Below are 15,826 nucleotides of genomic sequence, written 5' to 3'. Positions count from 1 at the left end.
TCACCTTTATCTAGTGTTGAATATTCAAAGTAGCTCAAATTTGGGCTTAAATCATGCCCTAATCTCTATATTATATTGACTTTTTTACAGATCTTTTTAGCATTGTTTCTTTTTAAAGAGAAATACTATGTCAGACGCTACAAACAACGAAGTACAAGAAATCGATTTAACCACTATCTCACCAGAGCTTCGCCAAGTTATCGAATTTGATGAAGTGCCTAAAGAGATGCACAACATGGTTACTTCTATTCATGAGGTGTCTGAAGAAGCAGTGCGTGAAACTTGGAGCAGCCTTCCAGCAAGCGCACAAAATGTTTTGGACAACTTTGAGCAATTCCACGCTCTAATCTCTGTTAGCCAAGCTTTCGCTGGCGTAAACATGATGGAGGAGTTCCCTACTCTTAAACTTCCAGAAGGCATGTCTGATGAAGAGAAAGAAGAGTACCGAGCTCAACTGCTTGACCAAATTTTACATAACTGTGTAAAAGACATGGCTAAGCAAATCAAGAAAGCGCGCCGTGATGCTATCTTGAAGCGTGATTTCAAAGAAGTTTTCATCCGCTAAGCTATTCATCGCACCTAAATTTAGGTTGAATGCTTAACGAAAACTTAATGATTAAGCCGTATGTTATTTAAAACATGCGGCTTTTTTGTGCCTGCAGCTTTTTCTGTTCGTTGCTTGAGAGCTTCGCTCACAATATGTTTGTGTTTTTGCCACTGAAGCTCTTGTCAGTGTCGCTTTTGACATTCGACAAATAAGCAATATGCCTTAACACTCATACAGTGTGGCGCAAAACTGGCAGTTATACCGTAAAAAAATGACGCATGTATCCATTCATGGAATCAAGATCAATATTCATATCGCAGACAAGCAGTAAGCATCGCTGAAAAGCAGTAAACATAGAAAAGGCAATGATCGAACTTATCTCACTCATTGCCTCAAAGGTCGTGCTTGAATCAGTGCGTGACGGCAATATCTCGCTGAGCGACACTCACGCCTTTAATTTGCGCGTAGACTTGCTGACCGATTTCCAAACTCAACTCGTCCAGAGCCCACAAGGTTATAGTGGCCCACAAGTAACAACCAGGCTCTAGCTCCAGTTCTACTGCAACACTCTGCTTGTTTGAGCCTTGCTGGTGCGTCTCTACGCTTTTAATGGTCACAGGGAGGATATTACGTATAGAAGTGCCTTGCGGCTGTTCTAGCGTGATAGAGACATCATTTGCCCTAACTTGTAACCTTACCGCAGCTCCAATGTCGCTCGACACCTTCTGAACCCATAACGATGTCGATTTACCAAGCTTCAGTCGAGATAACGCGTAATCGTCATTGTGCTCAGCCAACGTCCCCTCAAACAATGAACTTTGTTCTGAGAATGATTGCCACGGTTGCATGGCTCTTGAAGCCCACACTTCTTCCGTCACACCCGACGAAATGACTTTGCCTTGCTCTATGATCACAAGGTGATTCGCTAAGCGCAGGATCTCATTAAGGCTGTGCGTCACGTAGATGATTGGAATATTCACTGTTTCAGAGAGGTTTTCCAGAAACGGCATCACTTCACGCTTACGAGGTAAGTCGAGAGAGGCCAATGGCTCATCCATCAACAAAATACTCGGCTTAGACAACAAAGCACGTCCAATTGCCACACGTTGCTTCTCACCGCCAGACAGGCGAGCTGGATAGCGATCAAGCAATGAGTCCAAAGACAACAGCGAGACTATTTGCTCAAAGTGCGCTTTGTCAGTACCTTTCATGCCGTACTTAAGATTCGCCGCGACTTTCATGTGCGGGAACAATCGCGATTCTTGGAACACATAACCAACGTTGCGCTTATGGGTTGGCAAATTAATGCCATTGCGACTGTCAAACAGAGTGGTTCCAGATACGCTGATCAAGCCTTTGTCTGGCTGTTTAAGGCCACTAATCGCATTGATGAGGGAGGTTTTCCCCGCACCAGAACGACCAAAAATCGCTGTAATTCCGCTGCTAGGGAGTTCTAAGTCGATATCGAAAAAGGTTTCACCCAACTGTTGCTGATATTGGAGGATCAAAGCACTCATGCGTTCCCTCCCAAGCGTTTTGCTGACTTTTTGTTGAGCCATTCAGATAGCATTAATGAACCGAGCGCTATCACAATTGAAATGACACACAAACGCGCCGCTTCCATCTCCGCGCCAGGGGTTTCGATAAAGGTATACATGGCCAATGGAATGGTTTGAGTTTCACCGGGAATATTTGAAACGAAACTGATGGTCGCACCAAACTCACCTAGGCTTCTTGCGAATGAAAGCATGGTGCCGGTAATGATCCCAGGGATCATCAAGGGTAAAGTGATGGTGAAAAACACACGAAGAGGTGAAGCGCCCAATGTGGCCGCGGCCTCTTCCAGTTTACTGTCTACGGTTTCTAGGCTCAGACGAATGGAACGAACCATCAATGGCAGCGCGACAACAACACACGCGAGTGCCGCGCCCTTCCAGCTAAAACTGAATACGATACCAAACACGTCATTAAGCCAAGAGCCAATAACGCCTTGTCTGCCCATCATCACTAGCAACAAGTAACCGATGACCACAGGTGGAAGCACCAAAGGCAAATGGACAATACTTTCTACAATGCTTTTGCCCACAAATTGTTTCTTAGCAAGCAACCATGCCAAGCCGATGCCAATAGGAATAAGCCACAAGATGGCAAACCCAGCGACTTTCAAGCTCAGCATTAAGGCTTGGTATTCGTATTCCGATAAATACATCATTTAGCGCACTTCAAATCCAAAACTGTTCAAGGTGTCCTTCGCTTTTTCGCTATTAAGGAAAGTATAAAACTCTTCTGCGACGACTTTATCGCTCAACTTCGCTACAGGGTAACGTATTGGCGTATGTAAATTTGATGGGAACGTCGACACGAGGTTCACTTCTTTAGAAAGCAACGCATCTGTTTTGTAGACAATGCCAAGCTTAGCTTCACTACGCTCTACCAAAGCCAATGCCATACGAACATTGTTACTTGGTGCCAATCGAGTCTTCACATCGTCCCAGACACCTAACGTTTCTAGCGCTTCTTTCGCATAGATACCTGCAGGAACCGACATAGTATTGCCAACCGCAAGTCTTTCATTCGTTAGTAGTTTAGCCCATTGGTCACCGTTTGAGAGATCCAACGATATTGGCGTCTCTTTCGGGGAAATCAGCACCAGTTCGTTTTCGCACAAGTTTGTGACATTGTCACTAGAAACCAATTGACGATCGACTAAATGCGTCATCCATTTTTCGTTTGCCGAGATAAAGATGTCTGCTGGCGCGCCTCTTTCGATTTGGCGTACCAAAGATGACGTGCTCGCATAGACTGGAATAACATCGACAGAATGATCTTTCTCAAACTCTTCGACCAACAAGTTAACCGCATTCGTCATCGACGATGCAGCGTAAACTCGTAGCTTTTCCGCAGCCAAAAGATGACTAGAACTCAATGCCGAAGTTAAGGCGATGGTTAAAAGGATGACTCGCTTTTTCATTATGATCACTTATCTATTGTTCGTTTCAGTTCTTGAGATCGCTTTTAAGTCAGACCTAAGCTATTAACGCAGGCTAAAGCTTTTAAATTCAGACCTAAATTGTTAATTCCGGCCAAAGCAAGTCAAGATTTAAATGCTCTTCGATGGCATCAGCGATTCGATTGATACCCAGCTCTTTAAGCTGTTCATGGTCAATCGCTGTTACATCGTTGGCTCCTGCCCATTCGCAAATAAGCGACAACGCATCGCTGTTATCGAATACGCCATGCAGGTAAGTACCAAAAATCGAGTTATCTTGATTCACAGCGCCATCAAGGCAGCCTGATTCTAACTGAACCGGTAATGCTATTTCTTTGACATCAGTCTTACCTACGTGGATCTCGTACCCTTTTACTTGTGCTGTTTTGCCATCAAGTGTCATGGTGCCGCGCACGTTTGTTAAGGTTTTCTGTTGTGTTAGCGTCGTTTCAGTATCCAGATATCCTAACCCTTCGCTGCTTCCTGGCTCACCTTCAACGCCATCTGGATCGTGGATGATATTTCCTAGCATCTGGTAACCACCACAAATACCCATCACTTTGCCGCCCAAGCGTAAATGACGCTGAATATCTTCATCCCAGCCTTGTTGTTTTAGGTAATCCAAATCTGCTCTTACCGATTTTGTACCCGGCAAGATAATCAAATCTGCATTGTTTACACGTTCACCTTTACCGACATAACGTAAATCAATGGAAGGATTAAGTCTTAACGCGTCGAAGTCCGTATGGTTGCTGATTCGGGTTAGCACTGGCACCACGACTTTAAGTTTAGCTTCTCCGTCAGACTCTTGGGCTGAGGTAATGGCATCTTCCGCTTCTAGGTTAAAACCATGCAGATATGGCAATACACCAATCACAGGCTTGCCGGTTTTCTCTTCTAACCAATCAAGTCCAGATTGAAGTAACGCGATATCGCCTCTAAAGCGGTTTATCACAAAGCCTTTTAAGCGAGCTTGTTCAGATTCAGATAACAACTCTAATGTGCCGTAGAGGTGCGCAAAAACGCCACCACGGTCAATATCGGCAACGATGATCACTGGGATGTCCGCTTTCTCAGCAAATCCCATGTTAGCGATATCATTTTCGCGAAGATTGATCTCGGCTGGGCTACCCGCACCTTCAATCATCACGCTTTCGTATTCTTCAGAAAGTCGGTCAAACGAATCAATAACCGTATCCATCGCCACTTTCTTGTAATCATGATAACCCGTAGCTTCCATATTACTGATCGCTCGGCCTTGCAGAATCACTTGCGCGCCAGTATCTGAATTGGGTTTTAGCAATACCGGATTCATGTGAACAGTAGGTTCAATGTTACAAGCTTGCGCCTGAACCGCTTGAGCGCGACCAATTTCGCCGCCATCTTTTGTCACCGCACTGTTTAACGCCATGTTTTGTGGCTTGAAAGGTGCCACTTTGATTCCTTTCCTTGCCAAAACACGGCATAAACCTGCCACCAAAACACTTTTTCCGGCATCTGACGTTGTTCCTTGAACCATAAGGGCGTTTAACGGTGATCGCATCTGTACTTAAATCCTTAATTTCTTAATTTCTTAATTTCTTAATTTTCAATTTATAGCTGTAGGCAATATTTCTCTGCCTCCATCTTAACGTCATTGCCGAGTAGATGCTCAATAAAATGAATGGAAAATGAATGTGTTACTCACTCTGGATTCAACCCCAGTGTTGTTTAATAGCTCCATCGAAACGAAGCTTATGAACGATAAGCAGCGCATCAACAAATAAAACGTACTAACGAAAAGAAACGTTTCAAATTCAGAGAAACGTTTCTACTAAAAACAACATTAAGGGATTCACCATGAAAAAAACTGTATTAGCTATCGCATCTACTATTATCCTTGCCCCTACTTTCGCAATGGCTAGTGACCACCACAGCAGCAATAGCAACAATAGCAAGCACGAGAGCGCTATCGCTTACACAGGGCCGATTGAAACCGTTTCTGTTGCGACACTACTTGCAGACACAAGCATGTTCGCAGAGCAAGAAGCGATTGTAGATGGCAAGATTGTTCGTCAGCTAAAGAATGATACATTTGTCTTCTCTGATGGACAGAGTGAAATTCAAATCGAATTGGATGATGATATCCGCCTAGCACAACCGCTAACTGCTGATACTAAAGTACGTATCTTCGGCGAATACGAAGGCGGCAAGACACCGGAAATCGAAGTGGATCATATCCAAGTTCTATAAGCGATATATACAAAACATACTGACTTCAAATAATTGGCCTGCATATTGCAGGCTTTTTTGTATTATACTGCCGAAAAATACAATTTATATGGAGTCACCATGCTAGGTTGCACGAATAAGACTGTCCTTTTAGGACTAGCTGCACTGTGTTCATTCTCTGCGTCTGCAAACAACTTTAACTACAACACATTCGAGCTACGCATGGGTACTAGCCCAAGTACTTTCGGTGGTGAAGTCACAACAATGTTCACTCAGAACTCACACTTCGTTGCACGTATCGATTCTGAATTTGAAAGTGATTGGGATGCGGCTGTAGGTATGGGATTTAACGGCCCAATTAGTCAATTTGCTGACGTTACGGGTCAAATGCTACTACACAACATTGAACGTAATGACGACAACCACATCAAAACTGAAGTCAACATCGGTTTGAGAGCGTGGTTAATGGCAAACGTTGAAGTTAACGCACGCCTTGGTCAACTGATCGACAACGACGACTCTCACTCAGTAGTTGGTATCGGCGCTCGCTTCCACTCAACAGATCAACTGTCTGTTGGCCTTGATATGCGAAACAACGGTACTTATGGCCACCAAATCTTAATGTCTGCTCGATTCGGCTTCTAAACTGAATTAGCTGCCTAGGTTTTATTGTAAGCTAAGGTTTCGTCACTAAGTAATAAATAGCTGTACAAATTACATAGAAAAGCCCCGAACACATTAATGTTCGGGGCTTTTTTGTTTGTTAGTTTCGTTGGCTTTTAGTCGTTCACGCCCTAAGCCAGCGACTTACTTTATAAATTAACCATCAGCATCTTTTTCTGATGATCTAAGTACTCTTCATAAGTACCTTGGAAACTAACCAGTTGCTTGTCTTTCACATCAATGACGTGTGTCGCCAAAGAAGAAACGAACTCACGGTCATGGCTTACGAAGATAAGTGTGCCAGTGTAAACCTTCAACGCATCGTTAAGCGCTTGAATTGCTTCCATGTCCATGTGGTTAGTTGGTTCGTCCATTACAAGCACGTTGATGTCTTGCATCATTAGCTTGCCGAATAACAGACGGTTCTTCTCACCACCTGAACAGTTACGCGCTTTCTTGTTCGCGTCATCAGCAGTAAACAATAGACGACCTAGAATGCCACGTACCATAAGGTCATCGTGCTTCACTGTGCGCCATTGAGAGATCCAATCGAAGATGCTCAGATCGTTGTCAAAGTCAGTCGTGCTATCTTGTGGGCAGTAGCCTACCGATGCGTTTTCAGACCATTTAACGATACCTTCGTTTTGCTCTAGTTCTTGAACTAGGCAACGTAGCAGCGTGGTTTTACCCACACCGTTCTCACCGATAACAGCAAGACGTGTGCCCGCTTCAAGCAGCAAGTTACCACCAGCAAACAGTATTTCGCCATCGAAGCCGTGACTAAGCTCTTTAAGTTCAAGCGCTTGACGGTGCAATTTCTTGCCTTCACCAAAATCAATTGATGGGCTCATACGGCTCGATGATTTCACTTCATCAAGCGTGATTTTGTCCATTTTCTTAGCACGTGAACTTGCTTGCTTCGCTTTAGATGCGTTTGCACCAAAACGGTTAACGAAATCTTGAAGTTCGCTAATTTCAGCCGCTTTCTTAGCGTTGTTTGCTAGAAGTTGCTCACGAATCAAACCAGAAGCTTCTAGGAAGTACTCGTAGTTACCAGGGTAAACACGTAGCTCACCGTAGTCGATATCAGCCATGTGCGTACACACAGAGTTCAGGAAGTGTCTATCATGCGAAATGATGATCATTGTACATTTACGCTGGTTTAGCTCTTCAGCAAGCCAGTTGATCGTGTGAATGTCCAAGTTGTTGGTTGGTTCATCAAGAAGCAGAATATCTGGGTTTGCAAATAGAGCTTGCGCCAGAAGCACACGCAGTTTCCAACCTGGTGCAACTTGCTGCATTAGGCCGAAATGGAACTCTTCTTCGATACCCGCTTGAATTAGGATATCACCTGCACGGCTTTCAGCTGTGTAGCCATCCATTTCAGCGAATTCACTTTCAAGTTCAGCGACTTTCATACCATCGTCTTCGCTCATTTCTGGCAAAGAGTAAATACGGTCACGTTCTTGTTTTACTTCCCACAGTTTTCTGTCACCCATGATCACAACGTCGATAACGCTGTATTGTTCAAAAGCGAACTGATCTTGGCTTAGCACACCCAGTTTTTCTCCTGGAGTGATAGAAACGTTGCCCGAGCTTGGCGTTAATGCACCACTTAGGATTTTCATGAACGTTGACTTGCCGCAACCATTGGCGCCGATCAAACCATAGCGGTTGCCGTTACCAAATTTAGCAGAGATGTTTTCAAACAGCGGCTCTGCGCCAAATTGCATTGTGATGTTCGCGGTAGATATCAAAGAACTAATTCCTAAGCGTGTACTGACAGATAATTATTAGGCTATTTCAAGAACCTAAATAAGAAGTACGAAAGTATGGATTAAACAAAAATCGAAGCGCGGATTATATAGAGATCTCGATCACGTTGTCGAGGCCAAACCGTAAACGAATCGTAAACATAGACCATTTAGATGCTTTTCATACGTTATTAACGTGTAAATAGAAAAATCCCCACCAGTTGAACTGACAGGGATTCAATTTATCGATACTAAAAATGTTCTAATCTGATCGCTTTTAAAGCTATCTCTCTTCAAGACTAAAAGGCTTGAGGAAGAGATGTATCGTTATTTAGTAATTTTCTTTTGAACGTACTTTTGGCTTACATCCACTACCGCAACATCTCTAAAGAAACTTCTACCCAATAGAATAGGGAAAGAAAGATGCGTTCGGTCTGCTAACGTAAACTCAGTTTTATCTTTCAGATCGCCGATTTGAATTGAAGCTACGACGACAGCACGTCGTTGTGTGCCTTCCGCGCTCGACTGCTTGATCTTAACCCAACGCTCTACCGGTAAACTGATCTCTTTGGTTGTGATACCGTCATGCTCAATTTTAAACTTAACCCAGTCTTTTCCGTCACGCTCAAAATCAACGATATCTACAGCACTGATCGAAGATGTTGTTGCGCCTGTATCAATACGAGCTTTAAATGCTTCTTTCAAACCAGGAACAAACACCCACTCTTCTTCACCAAGAATCAGTTTTCCATCATCCGTTTTTAACGGTTTTGCTGGTGGCTTTTCAACTGGCTCAGGTTTAACTTCTGGCTCAGTGGGTTTTACTTCTTCAGGCTTCTCTGTAGGTTCCGTTACTTTCTCGCCTTCAGTTGCGTCAGTCTTTGAAGAGTCATCCACAACAGGTTGTTCTACTTGAGGCTTTTGCTCTGGCTCGACAGGAACTTGAGTCGTCGTCGAACAAGCAAACAGGCCACCACTTAGCATTAAAACTACAATCGCTTTCCAATTATACATTCAGTCACCTTTTATTTCGAAACGTTAGCTATCGCTTTAGCTACATAAGGAATATGGGATTCAGAAAGGCCTGCGATATTGATGCGTCCGTCACCAACACCATAGACTCCATATTCTTCACGTAATTGATTCATTTGAGTTTCTTTAAAGCCTAGTACACTAAACATACCTTTATGGCTTTCAATGAAGTCAAAGTGTGACGTGTTGTAAGTATTTCGCAATTCATCACATAAACTTTGGCGCAGATTTAACAAACGTTGCTGCATTTCACTCAATTCTTGCTTCCAAATCGATGTTAGCTCTTGATTCTGAAGAATTGTTTTAACCAAAGCGGCACCGTGATCAGGCGGCATCGTGTAAGTTGAACGAGCAAGCGTTAGAAGCTTACCTTTCGCGTTACCAACGTGTTCGCTGTTCTTACCAATCACAATCGCTGCACCCGTTCTTTCACGGTACAAACCGAAGTTCTTCGAGCAAGACGTTGTAATCAGCATCTCTTCTACGTTGTTAGCCATATGTTGAAGACCTCTCGCGTCTTCTTCTAGGCCATCGCCAAAGCCTTGGTAGGCAATATCAACGAACGGTAAGAAACCATTCTTCTGAGATAACTTGGTGATTTCCTGCCACGCTTCAAAGTTGATATCCGCACCCGTTGGGTTATGGCAGCAACCATGCAGTAGTACCACGTCTGATGGACCCGCTTTTGAAAGGTCATCCAACATTCTTGCAGTATCAACTTGCTTCGTTTCAGGACTGAAGTAATTGTAGTATCGAACTTTTAAGCCCGCTGCTTCCATCACCGGTTTATGGTTAACGTAGCTTGGGTTTGAGATCCAAACTGTGGTGTCTGGTTGAGAGACTTTCATTAAGTCGCCCAACATACGAAGTGCACCACTTGCACCTGGTGTTTGAATCGCAGCAACGCGATCCATTGCTGAAGTCCCTTTAAGCAGCAGATCAACCATGCTCTGGTTAAACTCTTCACAGCCTGCTAGGCCAACGTAAGCTTTGGTTTTCTGAGTATCGACAACAATGTCTTGAGCCATAGAAACGGCTTTCATGATCGGTGTTTCGCCTTGGTCGTTTTTGTAAACGCCAATGCCTAAATCGACTTTGTCAGTACGAGGATCGCCACGGTAGGCGACAGAAAGAGATAAAATTGGATCTAAAGTTGGTTTTGGTAGATGTGAAAACATGAAAGTCACAACCCTTTGAAATTCAAGTAATGGCCTCCAAGTTATCATTTTATTTACAATTTAAGAAACAGAAATTCATCAAAGTTTTGATTTTTAGGAGATAACTCTAGTTGAATCCAGTGCATCCTAGCAATCCCTACTCCAGATAGTTCAATATTCCATCAATTTACAAATTTAACTACGTCATAAAATAAAAAAGCCTCAGCAGAGGGGCTGAGGCTAACTATTTGTACTCATGTAGTATGTCGTAAATTTACGTTAGTCCACTAAACCTGGAACCGATGGATGATTTGGTTTGAGCTACCACGCCAATCTAACATTGGATCCGCTTTATCTTGTTCGAAACGACCGTCAATCAGGGTATCAACGTATTCCAATACTTGCTTCTGTTTATCATCTAGCTCATCGAGCTCATAGCCAGTCCACATCCAAATATCTTTACCTTCACATTCTGCTTTTACACGCTGAACAAGCTTAAGCACTTCAGACACGTTTGCAGGATGCAGAGGATCGCCACCAGAAAGCGATAAGCCACGGCGCTTGATTCGCGGATCATTGAGATCAGCGATAATTTGGTCTTGCAGTTCTTGAGTAAACAAATGCCCAGAGTCCAATCGTTGCGTCGATTGGTTATAACACCCGCGACACTGGTGCACACAACCCGACACAAACAAAGTGCAGCGTGTTCCTGGGCCGTTTACAACGTCGATTGGGTGATATTGATGGTAATTCATAAGGCAGTATTGAAACTCGTTATTGCTTAATAGTTTGAAGGAAGTGTTGTAACAACTGAAACAAAAGAATTGGTATCGACATAGCGCCGATACCAATCTTATTTCTTGAAACGTAGCTCTTCTAAGTGAACTCGCTAAAAATCGCAGACCTTACTAAGATCCTTCGTTAGATCAAAGGTGCTTCACGCGGCGTTTAACTTCTTCTTGTTTACCGAAGTTAAATGGTCGTGCATCTGGGCTACCAAGGTAACCACAAACGCGGCGCGTTACCGACACTTTGGTTGAGTCATGGTTGCCACATTTAGGACATGTAAAACCTTTACTTGTACAGTCGAACTCACCGTTGTAACCACATTCGTAACACTCATCAATCGGCGTGTTGGTGCCGTAGTAAGGAACACGTGTGTAGCTGTAATCCCATACGTTTTCTAGCGCTTCGATGTTCTTCTGCATGTTCGGGAATTCGCCGTAACAGATAAAACCACCGCTAGAAATTTCAGGATAAGGCATCTCGAAATCGATCTTGTCGTATGGGTTCACTTTCTTCTGCACATCTAAGTGGAAACTGTTGGTGTAGTAACCACGGTCTGTTACGCCATCAATCACACCAAACTCTTTGGTGTCGATGCTGCAGAAACGGCTACATAGATTTTCACTTGGTGTGCCGTATAAGCTGAATGCGTAACCTGTCTCTTTCGTCCAAGATTCCACTTCACGCTTCATGTATTCCACCAGCTCAAGCGCTTTAGCACGCATTTCGCCGTCGTCATACAGGTGAACATCTGTGCCGTAAAGCGCAGTCATTGCTTCGTGGATACCAATGTAGCCAAGAGAAACAGAAGCACGGCCGTTCTTGAAGATATCTGCAATAGAGTCGTCTGCTTTCAATCGAACGCCACAAGCACCTTCCATGTAAAGGATTGGAGCAACGCGGGCTTTCACGTTTTCTAGACGAGAAATACGAGTTTCTAAAGCGCGACGAGCCAGCTTCAGTTTTTCATCAAGCAGCTCGTAGAACTTAGTCATATCTTGTTTTGCGTTAATCGCAATACGTGGCAAGTTCAAGCTAACAACACCTAAGTTGTTACGGCCTTCATGAATCAACTCACCGTTTTCTTCGTAAGTATTCAAGAAGCTACGGCAACCCATAGGCGTTTTAAATGACCCTGTCACTTCTACCACTTTGTCGTAGTTAAGAATGTCTGGGTACATACGCTTAGACGCACACTCAAGCGCTAATTGCTTGATGTCGTAGTTTGGATCTTGCTTCTGGTGGTTCAAGCCATCTTTGATTGCAAATACCAGTTTAGGGAATACCGCTGTTTTGCGGTTCTTACCCAAACCTGCAATGCGGTTCTTCAAGATAGATTGCTGGATAAGTTTTGAACCCCAGCTTTCGCCTAGACCAAAACCAAACGTGACGAATGGTGTTTGACCATTAGCGGTGTGAAGTGTGTTTACTTCGTATTCCAGAGATTGGAACGCGTCGTAACACTCTTTCTCGGTACGAGAGATAGCGAAAGTTTCTGGGCTATGAATGTCCCACTCTTTCGCTAGCGATAAATGCTTCTCGTAGCTCGCCATAACGTAAGGTTCTAGAACCTCATCGATACGGTTAATCGTAGTACCGCCGTAAATGTGGCTCGCGACTTGTGCGATGATCTGCGCAGTTACCGCTGTCGCCGTAGAGATCGACTTAGGTGTGTCGATTTCTGCGTTACCCATCTTGAAGCCATGCGTTAACATGCCTTTCAGATCGATAAGCATACAGTTAAACATTGGGAAGAACGGTGCGTAGTCTAGATCGTGGTAATGAATGTCACCACACTCGTGAGCTTGTACGATGTCACGCGGCAAAATGTGAGTTTTTGCATAGTGTTTAGCCACGATACCCGCCAGCAAGTCACGCTGAGTTGGGATAACTTTACCGTCTTTGTTGGCATTCTCATTGATCAGATCAACATTGCTTTCTTCGATCAAGCCTTCGATCTCACGAGTTAAAGCACTTTGCTTTTCACGTGCGATGTCGCGGTCATGACGATATTCAATGTAGGCACGAGCCAGAGACTTATACGGTCCCTGCATTAGCTCATTCTCGACCAAAGTCTGAATTTCAGAAATATGAACTTCATCGTAGTCTTCGAGCTTCAACTCAACTGCTAATGCCACATTCAGAGCATAAATAGCAATTTCCTTATCGGCTTTGTCTGATGCTGCTTCCACTGCAGCTTGGATACGATCTCTACTGAATGGAGCTCTTGAGCCATCACGCTTGATTACGATTGATTTCACCACTTCTCCTTACTCTTGAGGTATTCACAGACTTATCCACAAACACACTATATAGAGCGATTTATCGTTTAACTAACACTAGATATTGTGGCGTATTTAACGAGAACCACAAACTTTGAGTATTGATTTGGATCAATAAAACGCGCACGCTGAACAAGATAAATCCAATATTATTACGTGAGTTCTCAAGTCGAAAAGAAACAATGTAACAATAAAAAAACTGCTAAAAAGAGTTGAATTTTTGGTAAGTGTTGTAGGATAACGGCTCAACTATATTGGACACCAAAATTAGGGATATTTGGGATGAAACGACTTCAAAAGTGGATAATGTTAGCTTGCTTACTCAGTAGCCAGACATTTGCTGAACCTTTGACCATATCCAGTTGGAATATCGAATGGTTATCAACCAACGAGGCTGTGAATAAGTTTTCTGCCCAACGTGATCAAGCTGATTTCGACAAACTTGAAGAATACTTTCAATCCTTAGATGCGGATGTGGTCGCCTTTCAAGAAGTCGATGACGTCAATGCCATTCAACGCATCGCTGGCGATCAATACAAAATATTGATGTCTGACCGTGCATTGCCCAAAAATAGTAACCGACAATTCAAAGAAGTGAACCAATATACGGGCTTCGCGGTTCGTAAAGGAATCACACTCACCGACTACGCTGACTTTCCTCTGGAAACGAGTGCTAACAGCAAGCTCAGATTTGCCAGTTATATGGTTGTGGAAACGGATTCAAATCCAATTCACATGTTGTCAGTGCACTTAAAGGCCGGATGCAGTGGCGCTTACAAGTCGAACCGTGACTGTTCAAGACTTAAAGACCAAGCTAAGCAACTGAATAAGTGGATACAGCAAAGAGAACGCAAAGGCGAAGACTACGCGATTCTGGGCGACTTTAACCATAACCTCTCCTACTCACGAGATTGGATGTGGAAAGATATGGCGCAAAATACCGATGCTCAGTTGGCAACAAGAAAAACTCGAGCAGATTGTAAAGTACGCTCAAACCGCAATAACCATCGCACGCATCAATTTCGTTCGGTGATTGATCATATTGTTGTGAGCAAGTCCTTAGATGCCTCTCCTGCGAAACAAAAGGTGTTTGGAACGCAAGACGTTCTGGACTACAAACTCAGTGATCACTGTCCAGTTTCAACAACGATCAAACAGTAAGTTATAGATAAGTGCAAATAATAGAAAACAGTAGATATAGAAAGAGGCTGACTGGCTTTTACTGAAAGCGGGTCAGCCTCTCTGTTTGGTCAGATAAGAGCGAATCCTCTCAGCCATGCAATAAATGGTAGGCGCACTGTTAGCAGCTCTTATTGGTTCGACCCGCCAGCCACATCCCCACCAGCATACTTAAGACGAAAAGCCATACAGTAGGGTTACCGCCACTAAGGCTGGTTACTGCAGGCCCCGGGCAAAAGCCTGCAATCCCCCAACCTAAGCCAAACGCTGTAGAGCCAAGAATCAGCTTTCTGTCTATCAACGGATTGTTACGGCTATCTAAAGGTTCGCCATTGACGGCTTGAGCGCGCTTTTTAATGACCAGATGATAAAACGGAGTGAAGACCAATAGCGCGCCACCCATCACGAATGCCAAGCTGATATCCCAGTTACCGGTAATGTCTAAGAAGCCGAGTACTTTGTTAGGATCAACCATGCCTGAAATGATCATTCCTGCCCCAAACAGAAGACCTGCGAGTAAACCGATAACGATAGTAAATGAAGAGTTTTTCATTATGCCCCCAAGCCAATCAGGTTTTTAACCAGCACTGTTGCCATCGCGACACCCATAAATACACAGGTTGCGACAATTGAACGTTTAGACAAACGAGCCATTCCGACAATGCCATGACCGCTAGTACAACCGTTCGCCATCTTGGTACCGAAGCCCACCAATAGTCCGGCTATGATAACCACTGCGAAGTTGATCTCTTCTAATTGCGGAAGTTGGTAGCCCGTTGGAATCAATAACCAACCGCTCGCGACCATTCCGACAACAAAAGCAAGTCGCCAATGTTTTTCGGTTTTCTCTGTGTTGGTGTCCGATCTGGATTCAGATCCTGATTCTAATCTTTTGTTGTTTCTAGACGGCAATAAGCGGCTAACGATTCCGCTGATCCCCGCAACTCGCCCGATCCCCAACATCAGAATAATTGCCGACGCGCCTAGTAGCATGCCACCGAAAAATGCATCCCAAGGTATTAAACTCATCACTGACCTCTCCCATCCACAAACTTAAATTTAACTCGTCGCAACTTTAAATTAGGTCTTACTAATAAACTTAAATTAGGTCTTACTAATAAACTTAGATTAGAGTTTACTAATAAATATAAATTAGTCAATGCTAATGTACCACTGATATGTGTCGTTTTGTAAATCTGGAATTAACAAGCTTCCGTCATGAAAAA

The 15,826-nt window shown here is 43.7% G+C and carries 15 protein-coding genes; 4 read left to right on the top strand and 11 right to left on the bottom strand.

Features of this window, described 5'->3' with window-relative positions; translation table 11 throughout:
- The first annotated feature begins 127 nt into the window (after positions 1 to 127).
- Positions 128 to 565 carry a DUF3069 domain-containing protein gene (locus AACR09_RS07840; protein ID WP_004731036.1) on the top strand — a complete coding sequence of 146 codons (438 nt, stop codon included), beginning with the start codon at positions 128 to 130 and terminating at the stop codon, positions 563 to 565.
- Positions 566 to 957: 392 nt separating this feature from the next.
- Here AACR09_RS07840 and modC read toward each other — a convergent pair whose 3' ends face one another.
- The 4 genes from modC to AACR09_RS07820 all read right to left on the bottom strand — a co-directional run bounded on the left by modC (position 958) and on the right by AACR09_RS07820 (position 5,079).
- Positions 958 to 2,064, bottom strand: a complete 1,107-nt coding sequence (modC, locus tag AACR09_RS07835) for a molybdenum ABC transporter ATP-binding protein ModC (RefSeq protein WP_065607045.1) — start codon at positions 2,062 to 2,064, stop codon at positions 958 to 960.
- Positions 2,061 to 2,759: a molybdate ABC transporter permease subunit gene (gene modB, locus AACR09_RS07830; protein ID WP_004731040.1), complete on the bottom strand. Its 699-nt coding sequence runs from the start codon at positions 2,757 to 2,759 to the stop codon at positions 2,061 to 2,063. Before modB ends, modC begins: the two co-directional genes overlap by 4 nt.
- Positions 2,760 to 3,518 carry a molybdate ABC transporter substrate-binding protein gene (gene modA, locus AACR09_RS07825; protein ID WP_004731042.1) on the bottom strand — a complete coding sequence of 253 codons (759 nt, stop codon included), beginning with the start codon at positions 3,516 to 3,518 and terminating at the stop codon, positions 2,760 to 2,762.
- A gap of 94 nt (positions 3,519 to 3,612) precedes the next feature.
- Positions 3,613 to 5,079, bottom strand: a complete 1,467-nt coding sequence (locus AACR09_RS07820) for a cobyric acid synthase (RefSeq protein WP_193836294.1) — start codon at positions 5,077 to 5,079, stop codon at positions 3,613 to 3,615.
- Between the two features lie 296 nt (positions 5,080 to 5,375).
- On the opposite strand from AACR09_RS07820, the gene AACR09_RS07815 reads away from it, so the two are divergent.
- Both AACR09_RS07815 and AACR09_RS07810 read left to right on the top strand, forming a co-directional pair.
- Entirely contained in the window at positions 5,376 to 5,768 is a 393-nt protein-coding gene (locus AACR09_RS07815; RefSeq protein WP_004731047.1) for a YgiW/YdeI family stress tolerance OB fold protein, read from the top strand.
- A gap of 99 nt (positions 5,769 to 5,867) precedes the next feature.
- Positions 5,868 to 6,392: a hypothetical protein gene (locus tag AACR09_RS07810; protein ID WP_004731049.1), complete on the top strand. Its 525-nt coding sequence runs from the start codon at positions 5,868 to 5,870 to the stop codon at positions 6,390 to 6,392.
- A gap of 167 nt (positions 6,393 to 6,559) precedes the next feature.
- Here the strand turns inward: AACR09_RS07810 and AACR09_RS07805 are convergent, their stop codons facing one another.
- From AACR09_RS07805 to nrdD, 5 genes are all read right to left on the bottom strand, one after another.
- Positions 6,560 to 8,167: an ABC-F family ATPase gene (locus AACR09_RS07805; protein WP_102488563.1), complete on the bottom strand. Its 1,608-nt coding sequence runs from the start codon at positions 8,165 to 8,167 to the stop codon at positions 6,560 to 6,562.
- Between the two features lie 324 nt (positions 8,168 to 8,491).
- Positions 8,492 to 9,178 carry a putative ATP-dependent zinc protease gene (locus AACR09_RS07800; RefSeq protein WP_017081072.1) on the bottom strand — a complete coding sequence of 229 codons (687 nt, stop codon included), beginning with the start codon at positions 9,176 to 9,178 and terminating at the stop codon, positions 8,492 to 8,494.
- A gap of 11 nt (positions 9,179 to 9,189) precedes the next feature.
- The gene (locus AACR09_RS07795; protein WP_102461987.1) at positions 9,190 to 10,374 is read right to left on the bottom strand and encodes an amino acid aminotransferase; all 1,185 of its coding nucleotides are present in this window, start codon (positions 10,372 to 10,374) and stop codon (positions 9,190 to 9,192) included.
- A 266-nt stretch (positions 10,375 to 10,640) separates the two neighbouring features.
- Positions 10,641 to 11,108: an anaerobic ribonucleoside-triphosphate reductase-activating protein gene (gene nrdG, locus AACR09_RS07790; RefSeq protein WP_102534117.1), complete on the bottom strand. Its 468-nt coding sequence runs from the start codon at positions 11,106 to 11,108 to the stop codon at positions 10,641 to 10,643.
- A gap of 171 nt (positions 11,109 to 11,279) precedes the next feature.
- On the bottom strand, positions 11,280 to 13,400 hold the full coding sequence (gene nrdD, locus AACR09_RS07785; protein WP_102556086.1) for an anaerobic ribonucleoside-triphosphate reductase: 2,121 nt from the start codon (positions 13,398 to 13,400) through the stop codon (positions 11,280 to 11,282).
- 303 nt (positions 13,401 to 13,703) lie between these two features.
- On the opposite strand from nrdD, the gene AACR09_RS07780 reads away from it, so the two are divergent.
- Positions 13,704 to 14,582 (top strand): endonuclease/exonuclease/phosphatase family protein, encoded by an 879-nt coding sequence (locus AACR09_RS07780; protein WP_193836293.1) that lies wholly within the window; start codon positions 13,704 to 13,706, stop codon positions 14,580 to 14,582.
- A gap of 139 nt (positions 14,583 to 14,721) precedes the next feature.
- Here AACR09_RS07780 and AACR09_RS07775 read toward each other — a convergent pair whose 3' ends face one another.
- Together AACR09_RS07775 and AACR09_RS07770 are read right to left on the bottom strand one after the other, a co-directional pair.
- Positions 14,722 to 15,153 carry a YeeE/YedE family protein gene (locus AACR09_RS07775; RefSeq protein WP_102482673.1) on the bottom strand — a complete coding sequence of 144 codons (432 nt, stop codon included), beginning with the start codon at positions 15,151 to 15,153 and terminating at the stop codon, positions 14,722 to 14,724.
- Entirely contained in the window at positions 15,153 to 15,629 is a 477-nt protein-coding gene (locus AACR09_RS07770; protein ID WP_102461989.1) for a YeeE/YedE family protein, read from the bottom strand. Before AACR09_RS07770 ends, AACR09_RS07775 begins: the two co-directional genes overlap by 1 nt.
- Positions 15,630 to 15,826: the final 197 nt, after the last annotated feature.

Origin of the sequence: Vibrio sp. OPT20, assembly GCF_963889365.1 — a bacterium.
In the GTDB taxonomy this organism is placed as follows: domain Bacteria; phylum Pseudomonadota; class Gammaproteobacteria; order Enterobacterales; family Vibrionaceae; genus Vibrio; species Vibrio splendidus.
This window is presented reverse-complemented; position numbering and strand designations above follow the sequence as displayed.